We start from the raw sequence: 23,036 nt of genomic DNA on the forward strand, positions 1-23,036 counted from the left end.
CTCTATGGGTCCCTTTTGGTGTCTATGGGTTCACGGTGAAGTCCACGAAATTGTTGACGATATTGTGGACCGTGAAATACGTTCGCTCCCGAGATCGAGATAAGCGCCATGTGAAGCACTTCCAGAACGCTCCAGGCACCCGCATCAACGCTCCCGTCAGCGAAGCAGCCCCTTGATCTCCATGCGCCCCGAGCCGGTCGGCCGGGACGGGTGTGCGCTGCGATCCATTGCAGGTGTAACCCCATCGACGGCGGTCCGGACACCGCTGCGCCATGCGAAGGAGACAGGAAATGAAGCACAAGATGAAGCGCCGGTCCCTGATCAAGGGAATCGCCGCGGCCGCCGTCGCCGTACCGGCGGCCGGACTCGTCGTCGGCACGCACGCGTTCGGTGCGACCACGTCGTCCGACTCGTCGTCCAGCTCCCTGACCTTCGACCCCGACGCGTACACCGAGATCACGACGACGATCTCCACCGACGACGGCGACAAGGAGGTCACCTACCACTTCTGGAGCGCGATCACCTACGTCACCGACCCGGTGGACGAGACCTACCAGAGCCTGACCGTCAGCGTCCCGGTGTCGATCGACGGCACCACCGTGGACGCCACCGACGCCCCGATCCTGTTCGCCAACTCGGTCGGCGGCTACCTCCCCTCCTCGGTGTCGTCCAACACGGCCGTGAGCAGCAGCCGGGCGCAGCTGGCGATCGCGGCCGGGTACGTCGCGGTGGAGCCGGGCGCGCGGGGCCGGACCCTGGTGGACTCCAGCGGCGACTACTACGGCACCGCACCGGCGGCGATCGTGGACCTCAAGGCCGCGATCCGGTACGTCCGTTACAACGCGGGCACCATCCCGGGCGACACCGACAAGATCGTCACCGCCGGCACCAGCGCCGGCGGAGCCCTGTCGGCCCTGCTGGGGGCCTCCGGCGGCAGCTCGCTCTACGACGACTACCTGAGCGACCTCGGCGCGGCCGACGCCACCGACACGGTCTACGCGACCGGTGCCTGGTGCCCCATCACCGACCTGGAGAACGCCGACGGCGCCTACGAGTGGAACTGGGGCACCAATGCGGCCAGCAGCGGCTCCGAGGTCGACCAGACCACCTCCGCGGACCTGATCGCCCTGTTCAAGACGTACCAGTCCTCACTCGGTCTGACGGCGGACGACTACGGCACCATCACGACGGACAACCTCGACGACTACCTGCTGGCGACCTACCTCGAACCGGCCGCCACCAGCTACCTGACGGACCTGTCGGACGACGACCGGACCACCTACCTGTCCTCCAACACCTTCATCACCTGGGACGGTTCGGCGGCCACGTTCACCTGGTCCGACTACCTCGACCACGTGGGGACCCGCACCAAGAGCATCCCGGCCTTCGACGCCTTCGACCTGTCGGCGGCCGAGAACAACGAGTTCGGCCTCGACACCACCGAGGCGCGGCACTTCACCGACTACAGCCTGGCCAACGACACCAGCGGCAGCGGCGGCTCGTCACTCGACAGCGACATCCCCGCCAAGCTCGAAATGATGAACCCGATGTACTTCATCGGCCAGAGCAACGACGACCGGGCCAAGTACTGGTGGATCCGCACCGGTACCAAGGACAGCGACACCGCGCTGACGATCGTCGGCAACCTGGCCCTGAGCCTGGAGAACCTCGGGGACACCGTCAACTCCTCCATGTACTGGGACGCCGCCCACGGCGCCGACGAGGACCCGGGTGACTTCATCACCTGGATCGGCACCGTGACCGGCTACACCAGCTAGCGCGGGCTCCGGGCCGGAACCGGGAGCAAGGAGGGTGTCCGGATCGGCGGACATCCTCCTCGCTCAGCGGTGCGGATGGAGCCGGGCCACGGTGTGAACTCCCGGTAGCGGGGCAGGGCGGGTGACCTCACCCGCCCCGCCCCGCTCTGGCGTCCAAGTCCACCTGTACGCAAGGCAGATGAGATACCCGACTGCGATCACCGCGACCTCGGTCCGTATCTTCCGGTCTCCGGATCTCCCACCGGTGCGATGGAGTTGCCATGACGACGAACCCGCAGCCGTCTCCGCCGGTCGACACCGGCAGGGCACACCCCGCGCGGGTCTACGACTGGCTGCTCGGCGGCAAGGACAACTACCCGGCCGACGAGGCGGTCGTCGAGAAGCTGCCGCCCGAGGCGAGGAACGCCGCCCGGCAGAACCGGGAGTTCATGCACCGGGCGGCCGCATGGCTCGCCACCCAGGGCATCGACCAGTTCCTGGACATAGGCACCGGGATACCCGCCGAGCCGAACCTCCATCAGATCGTGCAGAACGTCGTGCCGTCGGCCAGGGTCGTCTACACCGACAACGACCCGATCGTCCTGCGTCACGCCGAGGCGCTGCTGGTCGGCAGCGCCGAGGGAGCGACCGACTACATCCAGGCGGACGTCCGCGACCCGGAGGCGATCGTCCGGCACGCCCGGCACGTCCTGGACTTCGACCGCCCGGTCGCTCTCTCCCTCATCGCCCTGATGCACTTCATCACCGACGAGCAGGACGCCCACGGCATCGTCCGCAACCTGGTCGGCACCCTGCCGTCGGGCAGCTGTCTGATCCTGTCGCACGCCGCGTCCGACCTGTTCCCGGAACTCGTCGAACTGGTCGTCGCCGAGTACGCCAAGGGCGGCATCCAACTGGCCCTCCACCCGCGCGCGGAGGTGGAGCGCTTCTTCGACGGCATGGACCTGGTGCCCCCCGGCCTGGTCACGGCGACCCGGTGGCCCGGCTCCACCCCACCCCCGACCCCGGAACCGGACGCCGGCATCTACACGGGAGTGGCCCGCATCCGCTGACCCGGAAGCGTCCGTCCAGGACTGCTGCCCGCCGCGGGCCGGGTGTCGAATCACCGGCGGTCAGATGCCGACGGTGGTCTCGAAGGTGCGGCGTTCCCGAGCGAGCCGGTACCAGCGGTCGGCGAGGGAATCGGGGTCGCCCTCGCCGGAGCCGGGGATGATCGGCACGCCGATGGACAGGTGGCCGACGTAGACGCCCTCGTCGGCGAGGTCGTTGTGCAGACCCTGGGCCCAGGAACGGAGACCGGCCAGGGCGATGCCGGAGTCGCCCATGCCCGGGAGCGGGGTGAGGGCGGTGGTGCCGGTGGTGAACAGCAGGGCGCCGTCACCGGCCTCGCGCATCGCCGGGAGAACCGCGGCCGTCGCGGTGAGGGCACCGGCGACGAGCATGTCGAACATGGGGCGCACGGAATCCGGGGTGGTCTCGGCCGCGGGGGTGAACCCCAGCGCCTTCGGGTCGGGCACCTGGCCGGCCTGGCTGAGGAAGGTGGGAGCCGGGCTGTAGGCGAGCACGCCGATCCGCCCGAGTTCGGCGGCGGCCCTCTCCAGGGCACTGGTCAGGCCCTTGGCGTCGGTGACGTCGGCAGGGTAGGCGCGGGCGGTGATGCCCTCGGCCGCCAGGGAGCCGGTGATGCCCAGGAGATTGTCGGCATCGCGGGTCGAGAACCTCACAAAAGGCACATCGATGTACGCAAAGCACACCGCCGAAACCGACGACGTCACACCGGCCCCGCACCCCTGCGAGACCTGGCCCGACAACGGCCGCGGCTTCCGGGAGACCCTGGACCGGATCGGCGACAAGTGGTCGGTCCTGGTCATCGGCATCCTCGGCAACGGCCCCCTCCGCTTCGGCACCCTGCACCAGCGGGTCCCGGGCGTCTCCCAGCGCATGCTCACACTCACCCTGCGCCACCTGGAACGCGACGAAGTCGTCACGCGCACCGTCTACGCCGAGGTGCCCCCACGCGTCGAATACCAGCTCACTCCGCTCGGCGAGAGCCTGCGCGCCACGGTCCACGCGTTCGCCCAGTGGGTCACGGACCACCATGAAGAGATCGAGGACGCGCGCGTCGCCGCTACGACACCGAGTGAGAGCGAGCGGGCCGTTTCACACCCGGTGAGGCCCGTGAGGCCCGTGAGGCCAGGGGAGCTGAAGGTTTCTCGGTGGCACCTCGCAGCGCATCTAGGAATGCCCCCGAGCCGACGGCCGCCGCGGGGCGGGCGAATCGTCCGGCCGGGTCCTGCCGAAGCGCAGCCTCCATGGGGTGAGTGCGGATTCGAGTTGTACGGCCAGGCTCATCTTCGATGTCCCCTGAATGCGCTCCTCGAACCGGATCGGCACTTCGCGGATGGTCAACCCCCGTCTGACGGTGCGGTGGTTCATCTCGACCTGGAAGGAGTACCCGTTGCTGTGGACCGACGGCAGGTCGATCGCGCGCAGCGTCTCGGACCGCCATGCCTTGAAGCCGGCGGTGGCGTCCTTCACGTGCAGGTGCAGGATCGCGTTGACGTAGAGGTTGGCCCAGGCGGACAGGGCCTTGCGGTGCCACGGCCAGTCGGTGGCGGTCGAGCCGCCGGCCACATAGCGGGAGCCGAGGACGACGGCGGCGTCCGTCGTCAGCAGCGTGTCGACCATGCTCGGGATCGCCGAGGCCGGATGCGAGAGATCGGCGTCCATCTGGAGCACGACGTCGGCGCCGTCGTCCAGCGCACGGGTCATTCCGGCCAGGTAGGCGCGGCCGAGTCCGTCCTTGGCGGTGCGGTGCAGCACGCCGACCGTGTCCGGTGACCGGGCGGCGAGTCCGTCGGCGACCTCGCCCGTGCCGTCGGGTGAGTTGTCGTCGACCACGAGCAGGTGCAGGTTCGGCACCGGCAGGTCCGCGAGCAGGCCGGCCAGGACGGGCAGGTTGTCCCGCTCGTTGTAGGTCGGCACGACGACAACGACCTTCGGGGATACGACGGTCATCGGCAACTCCTGGGGCAGCGGTCGTCAGGGGTTCGGCGGTGCTGGTCACCTGGCGATCGCGGAGCACCGGCCACGCCGGGGCCTATACCCGCTTGCGCCGCAGATCGCGGCCGGTGCTGATGGCCGTGGCGGCCAGGAGACCCAGTGCCAGGGTTTCGGAGACGGAGCCCGGGTGGGGAGCGGTGCGGACGACGGCGAGGAGGTTCTGGCTCGCGGCGAGGGCCAGTCCTGTTCCGACGCACAGCAGGGCCGTCGACAGCCGGCGCGTCGTCGGCAGGGCGGCGGTCCGGGCGACATGGGCCACGAGGGTGCACAGACGGAACGCGACGAAGCCGAGCGTGAGCCAGTAGGAGAGGACCATGGCGGCGTCGGCGAAGCCTGTGAGGTGTTCGGCGGCACCGCTCCACGCGGTCAGGCACATGGCCGCGACCGCGATGGCCGGGGCGGCCAGGGTGCGGACCGCCGCGGCGGTCACGCGGCGCAGTGCCTCGCGGCTCAGCGGTGGCAGCGGTGCGGCGAGGCCGATGCCGAGCAGGAGCGGGACGAGCCACAGGCCGGCGGCGGGATGGCGGATGCCGGCCGTCAGGGCGGCGGAGGGTTCGGCCGAGCGCAGCAGCAGCCCGGTGACCGCGGCGAGCGCGAAGAGGGCGACGGTCAGGACGCGGCGGGTCTGGCCGGTGAACGTCTCGGGCCAGTCGGCGGGGTGGAGCCAGAGTCGCGCGGCCCCCGCGAGGGTGTCGGGCCAGGACCGGATTCCCGACGCGGACACCTCGTGAATGATGTCCTCGCCCCAGCGCTCGCGCACGGCCGGTGGGTAGAGCCGGGTCAGGAGCGTGGCCGCGCTCATGCCGGGGCGATCCCCAGCGCACGCAGGCCGGCGGCGGAGATACGGGCCATCTGCTGGAGTTCGACGCGCAGTTGATCGCGGCCCGTGTCGGTGATCCGCATGGTGCGGTGGCGCTCCTGGGCTTCGGCCGCCTCGTCCGCGGGCCGGATCAGCTCACGCGCCTCCAGCCGGGACAGGGCTCCGTAGAGGCTGCCGGGGCCGAGCCTGCTGCCGGTGAGCTCCTCGATCGCGGTGTTGATGGCGTAGCCGTGCAGCGGGCCGTCCGCGAGGACGGTGAGTACGAGCATCTGGGCGTCGTTGCTGTGCATGGGCCTCCTTGCCACCGGCTTCGGATGATACGAGCTTCGATACTACTTGTCACGTAGTACGAGACGCGTACTATAACAGCCCATGGAACCCATGGAACCCGATGAGGGGAACGGCCGGGCTTCGGCGGCCGTGGTCCGGGCGAGCCTCGGTGTCGCCGGTGTCTTCGAGGCGTTGACGGTGCTGGAGACCCAGGACAAGACGGTCAGGGCGGTCAGCCCGTGGCAGGACGACCCGTATGACGTGGTGGTCTCCCTGACCCGGTTCGCGGTGCCGATGCTCGCGCTGGTGATCGCGTTACGGCTGCTCGTGTGGCGGGCGCCCGGCAGCGCGGACCGGGCACGGCAGACGGTGCGCGCGGCGGGCGCGATGATCACGCTGGTCGGACTCACGCTGGCGACCGAGTGGGCCGCGGCCGCCGCCCGGACCCCTTCCTCGCTCGCGGGGACGTGGATCCGGGTGCTGATCGGCGGACTCGTCGCCGGCTCCGTACTCACCGTGGCGGTGGCCGTGTCGCTGGTGCGGGAAAGCCGGCGGCACGGCGCGTCCCGCGGCCGGCGGCACGACTGGCTCGACGACGCCGTCCACCTGTGCCGGAGGGTTCCCGTGCTGCGGCGCCGGGTCGGACCGGAGAGCGCGGTCTGGGTGCGCCGCCACGCGATGACGGTCTTCGTCGTACTGAGCACACTCGCGGCGCTGGCCGTGACCGGCGCCCAGGCCATCGGCGAAGGCTGGACGGATCCGCTGCTCACCGCCTGGTTCCTGACCGTCGCGGCGACCTCCTACCTCGCCTTCTGCGTGATCGGCAACGCGGTCGCCGGATTCGTCGCCCGTCCGCCGCGCACCCGGCGCCGCCGTGTCGCCGAGGCGTCGCTGGTCGCCGGATGCGTCGCGATCAGTGCGGCGACGGCGTTCCGCGACGCGCTGTGGCCGGTGTTCGGGACGGGATCGCTCACCTCCGTCCCGGCCATGGCCGCCCTCACGCTCGGCGCGGGTCTGGCCACGTTCCTCGCGACGGCCGCTCTCCTGCTCGTCTGCCTCCCGCGCCCGCTCCCACAAGGCGATCGATGAGGAGACCGAGGCGGAAGACAACGGTGCCCCGCCCGGCGGCCGCTCTCCGGCACCAAAAAGGGCGAGGCCCGAAGACCTCGCCCGCTCCGCAGGAAACCCCAGATCAGGGCCACACCAGGCAGTACGGCTGGTGCCCGGCCTCATGCAGCCGGTGGCTGAAGTCCTGCCACTCGTGCAGCAGCTGGTACACGTTGAACGCGTCCCTCGGGCCGCCCCGGTCCGGGACCGTCGACCAGATGAAGGCCGCCGCGCCGACCGCCTCCTCGCCTATGCCACGCAGCGGGTCGACGACCGTCATGGGGAGTTTCACGACCGCGTAGTCCGGGTGCAGGACGACCAGCTCCAGCGGCGGCACCTTGTGCAGCGGCACGCCTTCGATGCCCGTCAGCACCATCGCGGCCATCGTCTCCGGCTTGATCTTGGTGAACATGCCGTTCATCCCGAGCTCGTCGCCGCCGAGTTCCTCGGGACGCATCGAGATCGGGACACGGGCCGCGGTCGCGCCGTCCGGTGCGCCGAAGTATTTGTACGTCACCCCCACCCGACCACCATTCCTGCTACCGGTCTCGAGACGGTCGGTTCCGCGATCGATCCGCCGGGCCCGCTGGTCGCGCTGGTCCCACTGATCGATACGTCGGTCGCGCCGCTCGGACTCACTCGGTACGCCGCTCTGTTCATGACGTGCTGCTTCGGCCGCTTCCTCCGCGTCGCGCCGGTGCTTCCCCTGCCGGGCACGTCGAGGACCCAGGTCGTCAGTCCCCTCGCCCAGTCCGCCACCGCGATGCATATCTCCACCCGACTGCTTTTCTAGGACGCGTGGCCCCCGCCGCGCAACCCGATCATCGTGTCAGTGACCTCCCCCACGGCCGCCCGCCGAAACGTGCGTCGAAACATCAGTCCGCAGGATCTTTACAGCGTCCGGCCGCCGACGGACCGGATGAGCTGCGTGTATCGGGTCACAGTCTCGCAGATACCGCACGGATGCCTCAGGCACTGCGAGGAGAAGGGTGGCCCCGACCGGGACACGCCCCGCTGCGCCTACCCTGAGAAGGTCACCCAGCAACCGGAGTCCGAGAAGTCGGAGAAGCGCACGTCATGAGTGCCCAGAGCGAAACGCCCTATCCCTACGACGCGCCCGTCTCACAGGCGCTCTTCGACCGCGCCTCCGCCGTCACGCCCGGGGGCGTGAACTCGCCGGTGCGCGCCTTCCGTGCCGTCGGCGGCACCCCCCGTTTCATGGTCTCCGGCAAGGGGGCCTACCTCACCGACGCCGACGGGCGCGAGTACGTCGACCTCGTGTGCTCCTGGGGGCCCATGATCCTCGGCCACTCCCACCCCGAGGTCATCGCCGCCGTCCAGGACGCCGTCTCCCGCGGTACCTCCTTCGGTACGCCCGGCGAGGGCGAGGTCGCCCTCGCGGAGGAGATGGTCGCCCGGATCGCGCCCCTGGAGCAGGTGCGGCTCGTCAGCAGCGGCACCGAGGCCACCATGAGCGCCATCCGGCTCGCCCGCGGCTTCACCCGGCGCACCAAGGTGATCAAGTTCGCCGGGTGCTACCACGGGCATGTCGACAGCCTGCTGGCCGCCGCCGGGTCCGGCGTCGCCACCTTCGCGCTGCCCGACACCCCCGGTGTCACCGGCGCCCAGGCCGGGGACACGATCGTGCTGCCGTACAACGACCTCGAAGCCGTGCAGGAGGCCTTCCACCGGCACCCCGGGGAGATCGCCTGTGTGATCACCGAGGCCTCGCCCGGGAACATGGGGGTCGTGCCGCCGGAGCCCGGGTTCAACCAGGGGCTCAAGAACGCCTGCCGTGAGAACGGCGCCCTCTACATCTCCGACGAGGTGATGACCGGGTTCCGGACCAGCCGGGCCGGATGGTTCGGGGTGGACGGGGTCGTACCCGACCTGATGACCTTCGGGAAGGTGATGGGCGGCGGGTTCCCGGCGGCGGCCTTCGGCGGCCGGGCGGACGTCATGGCGCACCTCGCGCCCGCCGGGCCCGTCTACCAGGCCGGCACCCTCTCCGGGAACCCTGTCGCCACCGCCGCCGGCCTGGCCCAGCTGCGGCTGCTCGACGACGCGGCGTACGACAAGGTCAACGCCGTCTCCGAGCAGATCCAGGGGCTCGTCGGCGAGGCGCTGAGCAAGGAGGGCGTCGCGCACCAGCTGCAGACCGCCTCCAACATGTTCTCCGTCTTCTTCACCAACCGCCCGGTGCGGAACTACGAGGACGCCAAGAAGCAGGAGTCCTTCCGCTTCACCGCGTTCTTCCACTCTCTCCTCGCGAACGGCGTCTACCTGCCGCCGTCGTCCTTCGAGTCCTGGTTCGTCTCCACGGCCCACGACGAGCGGGCCATTCAGAAGATCGCCGACGCCCTCCCGGCGGCGGCCCGAGCGGCCGCGGAGGCCACGGCAGCATGACTGAGAAGAGCCAGGACATCACCGTCGTCCATGTGATGCGGCACGGGGAGGTCGCCAACCCGGAGGGGGTGCTCTACGGCAGACTTCCCGGCTACCACCTCTCCGAGCTCGGCCGGCAGATGGCCGACCGGGTCGCCGAGCACCTCTCCGCGCGGGACGTCACCCATGTCGTCGCCTCCCCGCTGGAGCGCGCGCAGGAGACCGCGACCCCGATCGCCAAGGCGCACGGGCTCGGCCTCGGCACCGACGAGCGGCTCATCGAGGCCGAGAACATCTTCCAGGGCAAGACCTTCGGTGTCGGTGACGGGGCGCTGAAGAACCCCGCCAACTGGAAGTACCTCGTCAACCCGTTCAAGCCGTCCTGGGGCGAGCCGTACGTCGACCAGGTCGTTCGGATGAAGGGCGCGCTGGACACGGCCAGGGACCAGGCGCGCGGTCACGAGGCCGTGCTGGTCAGCCATCAGCTGCCGATCTGGATCCTGCGGTCCTACGTCGAGAACCGCCGGCTCTGGCACGACCCGCGCAAGCGCCAGTGCACGCTCGCCTCCCTGACGACGTTCACCTACCAGGGGGACAAGATCGTCTCCGTCGGCTACAGCGAGCCCGCCATCGACCTGGTGCCGGCCCATCTCCGCGCCGGTGCCAAGCCCGTGAAGGGCAAGGACAAGGCCTTCGGCGCCTGAGTCGCAAGCGAGTTGCGGAACTTCAGCCAGTTCCGGCCTGTTCCTGCTGCTTATCTGACAAGCCTAGGAACCCATCCGATCGTCACGCCCTCTGACTGGGTGACCACCAGAGAACGTGACGAATCGGGGAACCATGGGGACCTTCACCCGAAGGGGAATGCTCGGCATCGGTGCGGGGGCCGCGGCCGGAGTCGGCCTGGCCGGCTGCGGCACCGCCACACCGTCCGACGGAGCCCATGCCAAGGGTGCCGGCAAGCCGTCAAGCAGTAAGCCGACCGTCACCGCCCACCCCCTCGGCGACGGCTCCACCTCCCGCAGCGGCAAACAGCCCCACCAGCCCGCCGCCCCCGAGCCGCTGGAGCCCGGCCAGACCCCGCCGCAGTTCGTGATCTTCAGCTGGGACGGCGCCGGCGAGGTCGGCAACGGCCTCTTCCCGCGCTTCCTGGACCTGGCCAAGGAGCACGGCGCGTCGATGACCTTCTTCCTCTCGGGGCTGTACCTGCTGCCCGAGTCGAAGAAGCGGCTCTACGAGCCCCCGAACAACCCGCGGGGTGCCTCCGACATCGGCTACCTCACCGACGAGCACATCAAGTCGACGCTCACCAACGTCCGCCGCGCCTGGCTCGAAGGCCACGAGATAGGCACCCACTTCAACGGGCACTTCTGCTCCGGCCACGGCACCGTCGGCAACTGGACGCCGGCCCAGTGGCGCAGCGAGATCCGGCAGGCCAAGGCGTTCGTGAAGGAGTGGCGGACCAACACCGGCTGGACCGACCTGCCCTCCCTCCCCTTCGACTACGACCGGGAACTGGTCGGCGGCCGCACCCCCTGCCTCCTCGGCCAGAACAACCTGCTCCCCACCGCCCGCTCGCTCGGCTGGCGTTACGACGCCTCCTCGCCCGGCGGCCGCCAGGTGTGGCCGAACAAGAAGCTCGGCGTCTGGGATCTGCCGTTGCAGCAGGTGCCGTTCCCCGGCCGCCGCTTCGAGGTCCTCTCCATGGACTACAACATGCTCGCCAACCAGTCGGTCAACTCGACGAAGGCCCCCGCCTACAACTACCCGGGCTGGCGGAAGCAGTCGACAGGTGCGTACATAGCGGGATTCGAGCGTGCATATACGACGAACCGGGCGCCGTTCTTCATAGGCAACCACTTCGAGCACTGGAACGGCGGCATCTACATGGACTCCGTCGAGGCGGCCTTCAAGCACATCGCCCAGGAGAAGGAGAAGGGCGCCGACGTCCGGCTGGTCTCCTTCCGGCAGTTCGTGGACTGGATGGACGTACAGAAGCCGGCGGTGCTGGCGAAGCTGCGCACGCTGGACGTCGGGCAGCGGCCGGCGGGCGGCTGGAACACCTTCCTCAAGCAGGGCGCCGCGGCCTGAAAGGCGGCATTCCCGGACCTTTCCTGGACCTTTCCCGGACCGAGGGGGGTGCGCAAGATCCCCAGAACGGGCATGCGAAACTTTTCACATGAGTACCCGTAGCCGCGCCGTCCTGCTCGGCGCCACGGCCGCCGCGGCGGCCCTGACCCTGTCCGCGTGCGGCAACGGCGGCACCTCCGGCGGCGGTGGTGACACCAACTTCGTCATGGGCTCGGACGGCATCTCCACCGCGAAGAAGGGGGAGCGGGCCGCGGCACCCGACCTGTCCGGCAAGACCGTCGACGGCAAGCAGCTCGACGTCGCCGACTACAAGGGCAAGGTCGTCGTGGTGAACGTCTGGGGCTCCTGGTGTGCCCCCTGCCGTGCCGAGGCGCCGAACTTCGAGAAGGTCTACCAGGACCTGGGCGCCAAGGGCGTGCAGTTCGTGGGCATCAACACCCGCGACACCAGCGTCCAGAACGCGGTCGCCTTCGAGAAGCAGCAGGGCGTCACCTATCCGAGCCTGTACGACCCGACGGGCCGGATGCTGCTGCGCTTCAAGAAGGGCACCCTCAACCTCCAGACGGTGCCCTCCACCCTGGTCTTCGACCGGGAAGGGAAGATCGCCGCACGCTCGCTGTCCCCGCTCAGCGAGGACCGGCTGCGCGAGATGATCGACCCGGTCCTCGCGGAGAAGTGACGTGAGCGCGCTCACCACGCTCGCCGCGGGGACCGACCCGAACCAGACCGTGCTGCACGGCGCGCTGCTGGTCGCCCTGCCCGTCGCCCTGCTCGGCGGCCTCGTCTCCTTCTTCTCCCCGTGCGTCCTGCCCCTGGTCCCCGGCTACCTCTCGTACGTCACCGGGGTCACCGGCACCGACCTGGGCGAGGCCCGGCGCGGCCGGATGGTCGCCGGTGCCTCCCTCTTCGTCCTCGGCTTCACCGCCGTCTTCGTCTCCAGCGGGGCCCTGTTCGGCTACTTCGGGGACACGCTCCAGGCCAACAGCCCTGTGCTCTCCAAGGTGCTGGGCGTCCTCATGATCCTCATGGGGATCTTCTTCATGGGCCTGATGCCCTGGATGACCCAGCGCGAGTTCCGCTTCCACCGCAAGCCCGCCGCCGGACTGGCCGGGGCTCCGCTGCTCGGCGCGCTGTTCGGTATCGGCTGGACCCCGTGCATCGGCCCGACCCTCGCCTCCGTGCTCGCCCTCTCCTCCCAGCAGTCGAGCGCGGGCCGCGGTGCCATACTGACCGTCGCCTACTGCCTGGGGCTCGGCGTGCCCTTCGTGGTCGCGGCGGTCGCCTTCCGCAAGGCGCTCGGCGCGTTCGGCTGGGTCAAGCGGCACTACGTCTGGGTGATGCGGATCGGCGGCACGATGATGATCGTGACCGGTCTGCTGCTCCTGACGGGTGCCTGGGACCGCCTCGTACAGGACATGCAGTCCTGGTCCGCCGGCTTCACTGTGGGGATCTGATCCATGAGCAAGACCGAAACCGACAACACCGAGCAGGACCGGCGGGAACTCGGCGAGGCGGGCTCCCAGCTCTCCACCGCCCCCGTCGAGGAACCGTCGATCGTCCCCGGCCTCGGGGTGATCGGCTGGGCCCGCTGGTTCTGGCGGCAGCTCACCTCGATGCGGGTCGCGCTGCTGCTGCTCCTGCTGCTGTCGCTGGGCGCGATCCCCGGCTCGCTGATCCCGCAGACCGGCGCCGACATCTCCAAGGTCGCCGACTTCCGCAAGGCCCACAAGACGCTGTCGCCGGTCTACGACAAGCTCGGCCTGTTCCACGTCTACAGCTCGGTGTGGTTCTCGGCGATCTACATCCTGCTGTTCGTCTCCCTCATCGGCTGCATCGTGCCCCGCGCCTGGCAGTTCGTGGGCCAGCTGCGCGGCCGCCCGCCGGGCGCCCCCAAGCGCCTCGACCGCCTCCCCGCGTACACGACCTGGCGGACGACCGCGGCGCCCGAGGAGGTCCGCGAGGCCGCCCTCAGGCTGCTGAAGAAGCGCCGCTTCCGCTCCCACATCGCCGGGAACGCGGTCGCCGCCGAGAAGGGCTACGTCCGCGAGTTCGGCAACCTGATCTTCCACATCGCGCTGATCGTGCTGCTGGTCGCCTTCGCCTCCGGCCAGATGTACAAGTCGGACGGCACCAAGCTGGTCGTCGAGGGCGACGGGTTCGCCAACACCCTCAGCCAGTACGACGACTTCAAGTCCGGCTCCATGTTCAGCACCGACGACCTGGTGCCGTTCAGCTTCAACCTGAGGAACTTCAGCGCCAGCTACCAGACCAGCGGCCCCAGCAAGGGCACGCCGGTCACCTTCGACGCGGACATCGACTACAGCAAGGGCGCCTACGGCAAGTCGACGCGGACCACCATCAAGGTCAACGAGCCGCTGCAGATCGACGGTGCCAAGGTCTACCTCGTCAGCCACGGCTACGCGCCCGTCATCACGGTCCGCGACGGCAAGGGCGACATCGTCTACCGCGACGCGGTCCCGCTGCTCCCGCTCGACGCCAACATCACCTCCCAGGGTGTGGTGAAGGTGCTGGACGGCTACAAGAACGCCCAGGGCACCAGCGAACAGCTCGGCATCTCCCTGTTCTTCCTGCCGACCTACGGCGGCGGCTCCTCGGTGCTCTCCGCCTTCCCGTCGCTGCAGAACCCGGTGCTGAACCTCACGCCGTACCACGGCGACCTCGGCATCGACTCGGGCATCCCGCAGAGCGTGTACCAGCTGGACAAGACCCATATGAAGGAGTTCAAGGACTCCAAGGGCGCCCAGCTCCGGGACAACCTGAAGCCCGGCCAGACCATGCAGCTGCCGAACGGCGCCGGGTCCGTGACGTTCGAGAAGGACGTCAAGGAATGGGCCGGCTTCGAGATCGTCCAGGAGCCCGGCAGCAGCTGGGCGCTGGCCGGCGCGATCGCCGCGATCTTCGGCCTCGCCGCCTCGCTGTTCATCCAGCGCCGCCGCGTCTGGGTGCGCGCGGTACCGGGCCCCGACGGCGTCACCGTCGTCGAGATGGCCGGGCTGGGCCGCAGCGAGTCCGCGAAGGTGCCGGAGGAACTGGGCGACCTCGCGGGAATCCTCTACGACCAGGCGCCAGGGGCCCCCGACGCCGAAGACGACGAATCCGTCACCTCCCCCAACCCCGAAGTCGTACCTGCCGAAGGGCCTGAGAAGCGATGACTTCCCCAGCCGTGACCACGCTCGCCGCGACCAACGAGCATCTCGCGAGCATGAGCAACACGCTCATCTACTCCTCGATGGCCGTCTACACGCTGGCCTTCTTCGCCTACATCTTCGAGTGGCTGCTCGGCAGCCGCAGCCGGGTCGCGCGCACCGCCAACGCGCTCACCACCGACACGGCGGCGAAGAAGGCGCCCGCCGTCACGGTCAAGAAGGCCGGCGGCACCGCCGTACTGGAGCGTCCGCAGGTCGTCGTGCGGTCCGCGGCGGGCGCGCGGGACGTCCCGGACGGTCCCGGCGCGCACGGCGGCGACGAGCAGGGCGACCTCTACGGCCGGATCGCGATCTCCCTCACGGTCCTCGCCTTCCTCGTGGAGCTGGCGGGTGTGGCCACCCGCGCGGCCTCCGTGCAGCGGGCGCCGTGGGGCAACATGTACGAGTTCAACATCACGTTCTCCACGGTCGCGGTCGCCGTCTACCTGGCCCTGCTGGCCCTGAAGAAGAACGTCCGCTGGCTCGGCCTCTTCCTGATCACCTCGGTCCTGCTCGACCTCGGCCTCGCGGTCACCGTCCTCTACACGGCGAGCGAGCCGCTGGTCCCGGCCCTGCACTCGTACTGGCTCTACATCCACGTCTCGACGGCCATCTTCTGCGGCGCGGTCTTCTACGTGGGCGCGGTCGCCACGATCCTCTACCTGTTCAAGGACTCGTACGAGAGCAAGCTGGAGAACGGCGGCAAGCCCGGCAACTTCGCCACCTCGGTCCTGGAGCGCCTGCCCGCCTCGGCGTCCCTCGACAAGTTCGCCTACCGCGTCAACGCGGCCGTCTTCCCGCTGTGGACCTTCACGATCATCGCGGGCGCGATCTGGGCGGGCAGCGCCTGGGGCCGCTACTGGAACTGGGACCCCAAGGAGACCTGGTCCTTCATCACCTGGGTCGCCTACGCCTGCTACCTGCACGCCCGCGCCACCGCCGGCTGGAAGGGCCGCAAGGCCGCCTACCTGGCGATGATCGCCTTCGGCTGCTGGCTCTTCAACTACTACGGCGTCAACATCTTCGTCACCGGCAAGCACTCCTACGCGGGCGTCTGACCCGTCCAGGGGCCACACTGGTCCCATGGCCGTCCTTCAGCTGCTGATACGACTGCCGAGGCCGATGGACCAGGTCTGGCCCAGCCTCTCCACCCCGGAGGGCCTGGCCACCTGGTTCACCCCCGCGGACGTCCTGCAACCGAGACTGGGCGGCACGATCACCCTCGGCGACCTGGGCACCGGCACGATCACGGCATGGGACGTCGACCGCATGGCCGAGTACACGGTCGACCCCGGCGGCAGAATCCGCTTCCACCTGGAGCCGGACGGCGAGACGGCGAGCATCCTGCGCTTCACGCACGAGTTCCCGGGGGAGACGGCGACGGAGCGGGACTGGCGGCACCGATTCGAACGTCTGGTCGCATCCGTGGCATGAAGACAAGGCGCGAAGCGCCGAGTTTTCAGGGGCGCGGGGCTGTGTCAATTTGCGGCTCCGCCGCTTGGGCGCTCAGCCCCCACCGGGCCCGCACCCTAAGACGGCGGCAGACACTCCGCACTGGGCGGCTTCCCCTCCGGCCACGCGATGGTCACGAACCTCGACCCACCCCCCGGCCGCAACTCCACGATCGGCACCGCCTTGTCGTACGGATTCCCGTGCACATCGAGGCAGATCCACCCACTCGCCCCGTCCACCCGCAGCGACCCCTTCACCTGAGGCCACTGCAACCCCACATCGGCCAACGCCGGCACGGACTTCCCCTCCGGCACCGCCTCGCGGATCCCGTGCACCGCGAGCCGCATCGCGTCGTAGGCGATGATCAGCTGCCCGTCCTCCAGGGCGTAGGACCCGATCGGCCCCACCGGCGACTTCGCCGCGCTCTGCAGCAGCTGCGTGAGCGTCTCCGTGTCGGCCGTGGAACCCCCCGTCCTCGGACTGTTCTTCCCCCACGCGTCCGGATGGGCGAGGGCGGTGTACCGGACCGCCAGGTTGTGCCGCAGCGCATCGCGGTCCAGGTTCTTCTCACCCGTCAGATACGACCCCTCGTCCCCCGTCAGCACCGTGAACTTCCGGTCCTGGCAACCCCGTCCGCCCAGCGCGTTGATGAACTGCCCCAACTGGGTGTGCCGGCCGGCGAAGAGAATCGTGTCGGTCGTCCGCGAGGTGTCGCAGATCAGGTTGGTGATCTGCCGGAACGTGTTCGCGGTCGTCCCCTCCTGACTGCGGTCGGCCGGCGGGGTGAACGGCTGGGACTCGTACGGCGACCCCTTGATCAGCGCCGCGAACGACGTCTGGAGCGTTCGCGTGTACGGGTCGCCGGGCTTGTCGTACACCAGCAGCGCCCGGCCCGCGTTGACCTTGGCGAAGGAGGCGAGGGCATGGGCCTCGTCGGTGTTGGTGGGGGAGACCCTGGCCAGCCCCGGGTAAGGGTCCTTGCCACCCTGCCCGTTGGCCAGGTCGTCCGCCGTGATCGACGACCCCACCACCGGAATCCCCAGCCGGGTCAGCTCCTTGACGGCCTTCTTGTTGTTGTCGGTGCTCTGCCCGACCCCGGACACCGCCCGCAGCCGGTCCGTGCCCCCGGTCATCTTCGCGAGCTGCGCGACCATCTGCTGCCAGTACTGGCTGGTCGCCCCGGGGTTGGCCATCACCAGCCGGATCTGTGGGGACTGTCCGTTGGAAGCGTGGTTGGCCTGGTACTGGGCCAGATAGGCGCCCTGGAGCTCGTGCTGGATGTCTGCGAGGTTCGCCGCCGCCGTCGAGGTGTACGGCAGCATCACCGCCACCGTCACATAACTCCCCGCCTTCAGGCGGGCGTTCTCCTTGGCGATGGCCCGCACGGTGGCCCGCAGCTGCGGATGCCCGAAGTCGTACGCCGTCGTCGCCACGCCCACGCACTCGTCGCTGCCCTCCGGCCGGGCCACCCCGGGCGCGCAGGAGCGGTCGTCGTGGGTGAGGGCGCGGACCCCGAAGAACAGGCCGGCCAGCAGCCCCATCGTGACCAGCAGGGCCAGATACCGGCGCAGCGGGATCTCCCAGACGCCCTCACGTAACCACGTGCCCACGCCCCGCCGCGCCATCACGCCACCCCGCTCCGCTCGTCGTCACCCTCGTCGTCGTCCGGATCCGCCGGCGGCCGTCCCGCGAGCGCCGCCGCCGGCCAGTCCCGGGAGGCCCGCCACAGCAGCGCGTTGCCGGCCGGCCGCAGGTTGGACAGCTGCTCCAGTTCGAAGCGCAGCCGGTCGGCCACCCGCGGGTCGGGCAGGACCAGCGGATCGGCGAGCTGCCACACCGCGTGCAGCAACCGCCGTACCCGCAGCTGGAGTACGGCGTCCACGCCGCCCGGCACCCGTTGCCGCGCGTCCGTGCGGCCCAGTGCCACCGCCGTCCGCCGGTCGCCGTGGCCGGTGAAGTCGTGGCCCTCGGCGTCATGGGCGTGGAAGTAGGGCGCCGAGGCGATGAAGCGCAGGGTGTCCAGCCAGCTGCGGGCGTCCAGCAGCGCGAAGCCGTCGCGCAGGTGCGCGACCGCGGACTCGGTCCGGCCCAGGGCCAGTTCGTGGTGCAGCCGGAAGCGGGCGAGCCGGTCGGTGCCCAGGTGTTCCGCGTAGTGCGCGATCAGCGTCTCGTGCGCGGTGCGCCAGCCGCCGTGGTCGGCGTCCCGCAGATGGAGCCGCAGCAGCAGCAGGGTCCGGACGAAGGGGTCGCCCACGAACTGGCCCGGCACGACCGGCAGGCCCTCGCGGACGAGCCGGCTCTGCAGCGCCCGTACGTCCGCCGGGCCGAAGTCCTCCGGGAGGAGCGCGGCGGCCAGCGCGCACGCCGAGTCGTGGTCGTGGGCGGCGGCGAGGACGGTCAGTTCGTCGAGGCGGTCCTTCGGGACCAGCCGGTCGAGGAGCTGGACGTACACGGGGGCGGCGGGACCGTCCTCGGCCAGCCGTACCTCGGCCGTGAGCAGCTCGCCCAGTGAGCCGGTCCGGTCCGGGTGCTGCGCGGCCGCCTCCGCGAGCAGGGCGATGCCCAGCGGATTCCCGCCGGTCAATCGGTGTACGGCGTGCGGGAGTTGGGGTGCGGCCGGGGCGGCGACCAGGTGCAGGGTGTCATCGGGGGAGAGCGGCCGGAGCGCGACCAGCAGCGCCCGTGAGGACGGCACGGCCGGGTCCGGCGTCCATTCGCTGCGCCGGGCGACCTCGGCCAGCTCCCGCCGTACCCCGCCCCGCAGCAGCTCCCGGCCGTCGCCGCGCAGCCCGGCGACGAACGCCACCTGGTCGGCGACCCCGTCGGCACGGTCCCGCAGCACCGCCTCCACCAGCCCCGGACCCGGCCCGGTCTGCACGTTGTCGACCAGCACCAGCGGGCGGCCCAGGCGCTGCATACGCGGCAGCACGCCCGCGTACGCCTCCGTCAGGTCGGCGAGGAAGGCCCGTACGAGATAGCGCTCGGCGTGCTCGCGGGAGGTGCCGCCCGCGCGGAAGTGCCCGGAGAGGAGCATCAGTCCGCGCTGGGCGTGGCCGCCCGCGTTGGGATAGGTCCGGTACCAGACGGAGGCCTTCTGGTGCCTGCGGCTGGTGAAGCCCTCGGCGATCGACTCCAGGGTGGCCTCGATGGCCCCGGAGACCAGCGGGCCGGTGCCGGTCGCGGCGGCGACCACCTTCGCCGTGACCTTTCCGGCCCAGCGCCCCGCGAACCCGCTGATCCACGAGCCGCTCTCGTTCAACAGCAGGATCCGCTCCACCTCGCGCCGGATCCGCTCCGAGTCGGCGTCGCGCCAGCCGCCGGCGGCCACCGCGACCAGCCCCGACATGAGGCGCGGGAACGTGATCCGCCCGGCCCCGGTCACCGGTTCCGCCAGCTGCTCGGCGACGACCAGCAGCGCCTGCGCGACCGGCGACCAGGACTCGGCGGGCCGCTCGGCGGGCGGCCCCGCGAACTGCGCCTCCGCGCAGTCGACCAGGGCGACCGGGGTGTGGCCCTTGTAGGCCTCCCGTAACTCGCCGAGCACCGCGCTCTTGCCGAGTCCCCGTGCCCCGGTCAGCACCACGAAGGGCAGCTCGCCGGGGTGTTCGAGGGGATGGGCACGGTGCTGGTACGGCCGTAACCCGACGATTCTCGGAACGAGCCCGGCCGGCTCGACGTCGAACAGCGCCCCACGCCCGTGCAACCGTCTGTGCAAGGCATCTCCCCCTCAACGCCAGTGTAGGAAGAGGGAGTTGCTTCGGGCCAGATCGAGTGATGTCCGTATGGTTACGAAACGGGCCCCGGAACGGCCGCAGGGACAGAGGTGATGACGTCGCGCAGCCGCTCGACGTACAGCCGCAGGTTCTTGTACGCGATGTCGGTGTCCGGGAAGCGGCTCGCGAACCACAGCCCCTCGTGCAGCCGTTGCACCCATGCGCAGAGCTGGTCGCCGTACGACACCCGGAGCAGTCCGTACGTCTTCAGCTCGGCCCACCGTTCGGATCCCGGGACGCCTCGGGTGTCGACGTAGGAGACGATCGAGTACAGGTCGGGCGAGGTGGGCCGGAAGTCGGTGCCGAGCAGCTGCAGCACCCGGGCCAGCGGTATCCGGGCGAGCGGCCGGGCCGTCTGGAGCCCGGCGCGTACGGAGCGCAGCGCGGCCGGGAGGTCGGCGGCCACCGGGACCTCCAGGGGCGCGCCGCCGACGTACCAGCCGACCGACTCCGACCAGCGGGACTTCATCCGGGTGTGGAACGGCACGACCGTGCGGTACACGGACTGCCCGCCGATCTCCCCGACGATCAGGCTGGTGGCGGCGAGCAGGCCGACGAGGCTGCCGCCGTAGGGCCGGCAGTACGCCTCGAAGGCGGCGGCCGTCGCCGCGTCGACGAGCGGCTCGCACAGCATCTTCTGCGGGGGCAGCGGGTCGCCGGGGCGCACGCCGAGGTCGACGGGGAAGCGCGGCAGCGTCCCCTCGCAGCGCCGGATGAACTCCCGCCAGCGGGCGACGATGTCGTGACCGTCGTCGAGCCGGTCCGCGTCCGCCCGCTCCATCTCGCAGAAGTCGACGTAGCTGGCCGCCGGCCCGTGTGCCGAGTCGGCCCCGGCCGTGTACAGGCCGTGGATCTCGGCGGGGAGCGCCTGCAGCGAGTAGGCGTCGACATTGCTGTGGTCGAAGGCCAGATAGACGCTGGTGGAGTCGGCGCGGACGACGGCCGCGTAGATGAGGTTGGGCCAGCGCAGGGCGTCGGCGACGGCGTCGAAGCGGTGCTGGAGGTGGCGGACCAGGGCGTCCGCGTCGGTGAAGTCGCCGACCACCTCGCGGTGCAGTGCCACGGAGTGGGGGGCGAGCGTGAACCGGCGCAGCTCGTCCCCGGCCCAGCGGAAGCCGCTGCGCAGGGTCTCGTGCCGCAGCGTCCAGGCGCGCAGGGCCTCCTGGAGGGTGTCGAGGTCGGCCCGGAAGGGCAGGTCGAAGGCCGTACCGAGCCAGGTCGGCACGGACAGCCCGTCCTCGCGCACGGACCTGGCGGTGCGGATGTGCGACTCCTGGATGTACGCCGGGGGCCGGGAGTCGTCCGGCAGCGTCCGCGCGGTCTCGACGGTCGCCGGGCTGAGCGTCCACTCGACGAGCCGTCCCGGGCGGACCTCGCAGCGCTGGATGTCGGTGATGCGCACGCCGTCTCCGATCACGGTGAAGGGCCCACGGAGCCGTGGGCCCTTTACTAGGGAAGGACGGCGGTCCGGCCGGGACATGCCGTGTCCGTGCTTTTCAACGGAACGGATGGCGGCTCAAACACGGAAGCGACCAGTCGCCGGTCGACCAGTCGCCGGTCGACCAGTCGCCGGTCGATCAGGCGACGGCCGCTCAGCCGACGGTGATGGAGTCCAGCTTCTCCCGCAGATAGACATGGGAGTCGACCGGCGGGTACGCGACCCGTCCGACCGGTGCCGGTACGGACTCGACGATCGTGCCCGGGGTGCACTCGCCGAAGTAGACGAGGGACATCAGCTCCTCGGCGGGGGCGTCGGTGGGCGGCGGCAGCACCCGGTGCCGTCCGGACCGCCACCGGTCGCCGGTCCAACGGGCCATCAGGTCACCGATGTTGATGGTGAAGGCGGCCGGGTCGAAGGGCGCGTCCTCCCAGCCGCCGTCGTCCGTGTACACCTGCAGCCCGCCCTTGCCGGCCTGCCGGTCCAGGATGGTCACCGTCCCGAAGTCGGTGTGCGGCCCGATCCGGAACTGGCCGGGCTCGGCCTCGCCGATCACGTCCGTGCCCGGATACCAGTTGATGTTGAAGCCGTACGTCGGATGGTCCATGTGCCGGGAGAAGAAGTCGGGTTCGAGCCCGAGCGCGTACCCCAGCAGGGACAGCAGCTCCTTCTCCAGCCCGGCCATCCGCTCCAGGTACTCCGCGCAGAGCGTGCGCAGCTCCGGCACCTCGGCCGGCCACACGTTGGGCGCGTACCACTCGGCGTTGACGGCCGGGTCGTCGAAGGGTTCGTGGGTCGCGAAGGTCAGCGACTCCTTCAGGTCCGGCGGGGTCTCGGTGCCCTCCGAGTAGCCGTTGGCCTCTGCCTTCGGGCCCAGCCAGCCGCGCCCGCCGACCTTCACCTCGTACGCCGCCTTCACCTCGGGCGGCAGCGCGAAGAACGCGCGGGCGGCCTCCCGTACGGCGTTGCGCAGCTCGTCCTCGACCCCGTGCCCGGTGACGAGCAGGAAGCCGGCGGTCCGCAGGGCCGCGTCGACGGTACGGGCGGTCTCCCGCCGGCCGTCCTCGTCACCGTCGAGCCAGGGGCGCAGGTCGACGGTGGGGATACGGGGGCTGGGGCTGTTGGTGTCACTCACCGATGTCCTCGTTCCACAGGGCCGGGTTGTCGTTGATGAAGTCGCGCATCATGGCGACGCACTCGGGGTCGTCCAGCAGGACGATCTCCACGCCGTGCTCGGCGAGCCAGTCGTGGCCGCCGTGGAAGGTGGCCGCCTCGCCGATCACGACCCGGGAGATCCCGAACTGGCGGACCAGTCCGGAGCAGTACCAGCACGGCGACAGGGTGGTCACCATGGTGGTGCCCCGGTACGTCCGCTGCCGGCCCGCCGCGCGGAAGGCGGCCGTCTCCGCGTGCATCGAGGGGTCGCCGTCCTGTACCCGCCGGTTGTGCCCGCGGCCGAGCGGTGCGCCGTCGGCGCCGTAGAGCGTGGCGCCGATCGGGATGCCTCCCTCGGCGAGTCCGGCGCGGGCCTCGGCGACGGCGGTGGCGAGCCAGGCGCGGGCTTGCGACTGATCCAAAGACTTCATGTCTCCACTCTCCTGTGGTCGAAACACGAGGGCAACGTGCGGAAAGTAGCCTCCGGGCAACCCGCGGCCG

At 70.4% G+C, this 23,036-nt stretch carries 21 protein-coding genes and 1 pseudogene; 12 read left to right on the forward strand and 10 right to left on the reverse strand.

Annotation, left to right across the window (positions count from 1 at the left end; all coding sequences use genetic code 11):
• Positions 1 to 290: 290 nt before the first annotated feature.
• Positions 291 to 1,778 carry a subtype B tannase gene (locus ACIRR9_RS25455; RefSeq protein ID WP_403755915.1) on the forward strand — a complete coding sequence of 496 codons (1,488 nt, stop codon included), beginning with the start codon at positions 291 to 293 and terminating at the stop codon, positions 1,776 to 1,778.
• A 260-nt stretch (positions 1,779 to 2,038) separates the two neighbouring features.
• The gene (locus ACIRR9_RS25460) at positions 2,039 to 2,830 is read left to right on the forward strand and encodes an SAM-dependent methyltransferase (protein ID WP_403755917.1); all 792 of its coding nucleotides are present in this window, start codon (positions 2,039 to 2,041) and stop codon (positions 2,828 to 2,830) included.
• 60 nt (positions 2,831 to 2,890) lie between these two features.
• On the opposite strand, the gene ACIRR9_RS25465 is transcribed toward ACIRR9_RS25460, so the two are convergent.
• Positions 2,891 to 3,502: an SDR family NAD(P)-dependent oxidoreductase gene (locus ACIRR9_RS25465; RefSeq protein WP_403755919.1), complete on the reverse strand. Its 612-nt coding sequence runs from the start codon at positions 3,500 to 3,502 to the stop codon at positions 2,891 to 2,893.
• Positions 3,503 to 3,515: 13 nt separating this feature from the next.
• Between ACIRR9_RS25465 and ACIRR9_RS25470 the strand changes: the two are divergent.
• A pseudogene (locus ACIRR9_RS25470) lies at positions 3,516 to 3,824 on the forward strand (winged helix-turn-helix transcriptional regulator); the annotation flags it as partial.
• A 189-nt stretch (positions 3,825 to 4,013) separates the two neighbouring features.
• Here ACIRR9_RS25470 and ACIRR9_RS25475 read toward each other — a convergent pair.
• The 3 genes from ACIRR9_RS25475 to ACIRR9_RS25485 form a co-directional block, all read right to left on the reverse strand.
• Positions 4,014 to 4,796 carry a polyprenol monophosphomannose synthase gene (locus ACIRR9_RS25475; RefSeq protein WP_403755922.1) on the reverse strand — a complete coding sequence of 261 codons (783 nt, stop codon included), beginning with the start codon at positions 4,794 to 4,796 and terminating at the stop codon, positions 4,014 to 4,016.
• 82 nt (positions 4,797 to 4,878) lie between these two features.
• Positions 4,879 to 5,643 carry a hypothetical protein gene (locus tag ACIRR9_RS25480; protein ID WP_403755925.1) on the reverse strand — a complete coding sequence of 255 codons (765 nt, stop codon included), beginning with the start codon at positions 5,641 to 5,643 and terminating at the stop codon, positions 4,879 to 4,881.
• Entirely contained in the window at positions 5,640 to 5,951 is a 312-nt protein-coding gene (locus ACIRR9_RS25485; protein WP_403755927.1) for a helix-turn-helix transcriptional regulator, read from the reverse strand. Before ACIRR9_RS25485 ends, ACIRR9_RS25480 begins: the two co-directional genes overlap by 4 nt.
• Positions 5,952 to 6,033: 82 nt before the next feature.
• Between ACIRR9_RS25485 and ACIRR9_RS25490 the strand changes: the two genes are divergently transcribed.
• On the forward strand, positions 6,034 to 7,020 hold the full coding sequence (locus ACIRR9_RS25490; protein WP_403755930.1) for a hypothetical protein: 987 nt from the start codon (positions 6,034 to 6,036) through the stop codon (positions 7,018 to 7,020).
• Between the two features lie 103 nt (positions 7,021 to 7,123).
• On the opposite strand, the gene ACIRR9_RS25495 is transcribed toward ACIRR9_RS25490, so the two are convergent.
• A complete protein-coding gene (locus ACIRR9_RS25495) occupies positions 7,124 to 7,807 on the reverse strand; it encodes a hypothetical protein (protein WP_365335722.1) in 684 nt (227 codons plus the stop codon).
• Positions 7,808 to 8,115: 308 nt separating this feature from the next.
• On the opposite strand from ACIRR9_RS25495, the gene hemL reads away from it, so the two are divergent.
• The 8 genes from hemL to ACIRR9_RS25535 all read left to right on the forward strand — a co-directional run bounded on the left by hemL (position 8,116) and on the right by ACIRR9_RS25535 (position 16,151).
• Positions 8,116 to 9,444 (forward strand): glutamate-1-semialdehyde 2,1-aminomutase, encoded by a 1,329-nt coding sequence (gene hemL, locus ACIRR9_RS25500; protein WP_365335724.1) that lies wholly within the window; start codon positions 8,116 to 8,118, stop codon positions 9,442 to 9,444.
• Positions 9,441 to 10,127, forward strand: a complete 687-nt coding sequence (locus tag ACIRR9_RS25505; protein WP_403755934.1) for a histidine phosphatase family protein — start codon at positions 9,441 to 9,443, stop codon at positions 10,125 to 10,127. Before hemL ends, ACIRR9_RS25505 begins: the two co-directional genes overlap by 4 nt.
• A 133-nt stretch (positions 10,128 to 10,260) precedes the next feature.
• Positions 10,261 to 11,511, forward strand: coding sequence for a hypothetical protein (locus tag ACIRR9_RS25510; protein WP_403755937.1), 1,251 nt, complete (start codon positions 10,261 to 10,263; stop codon positions 11,509 to 11,511).
• A gap of 88 nt (positions 11,512 to 11,599) precedes the next feature.
• Positions 11,600 to 12,190: a TlpA family protein disulfide reductase gene (locus ACIRR9_RS25515; protein ID WP_403755940.1), complete on the forward strand. Its 591-nt coding sequence runs from the start codon at positions 11,600 to 11,602 to the stop codon at positions 12,188 to 12,190.
• A 1-nt stretch (position 12,191) separates the two neighbouring features.
• A complete protein-coding gene (locus tag ACIRR9_RS25520) occupies positions 12,192 to 12,965 on the forward strand; it encodes a cytochrome c biogenesis CcdA family protein (RefSeq protein WP_123975100.1) in 774 nt (257 codons plus the stop codon).
• 3 nt (positions 12,966 to 12,968) lie between these two features.
• The gene (locus ACIRR9_RS25525; RefSeq protein ID WP_403755944.1) at positions 12,969 to 14,684 is read left to right on the forward strand and encodes a cytochrome c biogenesis protein ResB; all 1,716 of its coding nucleotides are present in this window, start codon (positions 12,969 to 12,971) and stop codon (positions 14,682 to 14,684) included.
• Positions 14,681 to 15,775, forward strand: coding sequence for a c-type cytochrome biogenesis protein CcsB (gene ccsB / locus ACIRR9_RS25530; RefSeq protein ID WP_403755947.1), 1,095 nt, complete (start codon positions 14,681 to 14,683; stop codon positions 15,773 to 15,775). The genes ACIRR9_RS25525 and ccsB overlap by 4 nt, the downstream gene beginning before the upstream one ends.
• Before the next feature lie 25 nt (positions 15,776 to 15,800).
• Positions 15,801 to 16,151: a hypothetical protein gene (locus ACIRR9_RS25535; RefSeq protein WP_403755950.1), complete on the forward strand. Its 351-nt coding sequence runs from the start codon at positions 15,801 to 15,803 to the stop codon at positions 16,149 to 16,151.
• Positions 16,152 to 16,246: 95 nt separating this feature from the next.
• Here the strand turns inward: ACIRR9_RS25535 and ACIRR9_RS25540 are convergent, their stop codons facing one another.
• The 5 genes from ACIRR9_RS25540 to ACIRR9_RS25560 all read right to left on the reverse strand — a co-directional run bounded on the left by ACIRR9_RS25540 (position 16,247) and on the right by ACIRR9_RS25560 (position 22,966).
• On the reverse strand, positions 16,247 to 17,794 hold the full coding sequence (locus ACIRR9_RS25540; RefSeq protein WP_403755953.1) for an ABC transporter substrate-binding protein: 1,548 nt from the start codon (positions 17,792 to 17,794) through the stop codon (positions 16,247 to 16,249).
• Positions 17,794 to 19,884 carry a hypothetical protein gene (locus tag ACIRR9_RS25545; protein WP_403755956.1) on the reverse strand — a complete coding sequence of 697 codons (2,091 nt, stop codon included), beginning with the start codon at positions 19,882 to 19,884 and terminating at the stop codon, positions 17,794 to 17,796. The genes ACIRR9_RS25540 and ACIRR9_RS25545 overlap by 1 nt, the downstream gene beginning before the upstream one ends.
• 71 nt (positions 19,885 to 19,955) lie before the next feature.
• The gene (locus ACIRR9_RS25550) at positions 19,956 to 21,344 is read right to left on the reverse strand and encodes a condensation domain-containing protein (protein WP_403755959.1); all 1,389 of its coding nucleotides are present in this window, start codon (positions 21,342 to 21,344) and stop codon (positions 19,956 to 19,958) included.
• Between the two features lie 190 nt (positions 21,345 to 21,534).
• Positions 21,535 to 22,515 carry an isopenicillin N synthase family dioxygenase gene (locus tag ACIRR9_RS25555; protein WP_403755962.1) on the reverse strand — a complete coding sequence of 327 codons (981 nt, stop codon included), beginning with the start codon at positions 22,513 to 22,515 and terminating at the stop codon, positions 21,535 to 21,537.
• Positions 22,508 to 22,966: a nucleoside deaminase gene (locus ACIRR9_RS25560; protein WP_403755965.1), complete on the reverse strand. Its 459-nt coding sequence runs from the start codon at positions 22,964 to 22,966 to the stop codon at positions 22,508 to 22,510. Before ACIRR9_RS25560 ends, ACIRR9_RS25555 begins: the two co-directional genes overlap by 8 nt.
• Between the last annotated feature and the right edge of the window lie 70 nt (positions 22,967 to 23,036).

It is taken from the genome of Streptomyces sp. NPDC101234, from assembly GCF_044767525.1.
Taxonomy (GTDB): Bacteria; Actinomycetota; Actinomycetes; order Streptomycetales; family Streptomycetaceae; genus Streptomyces; species Streptomyces sasae.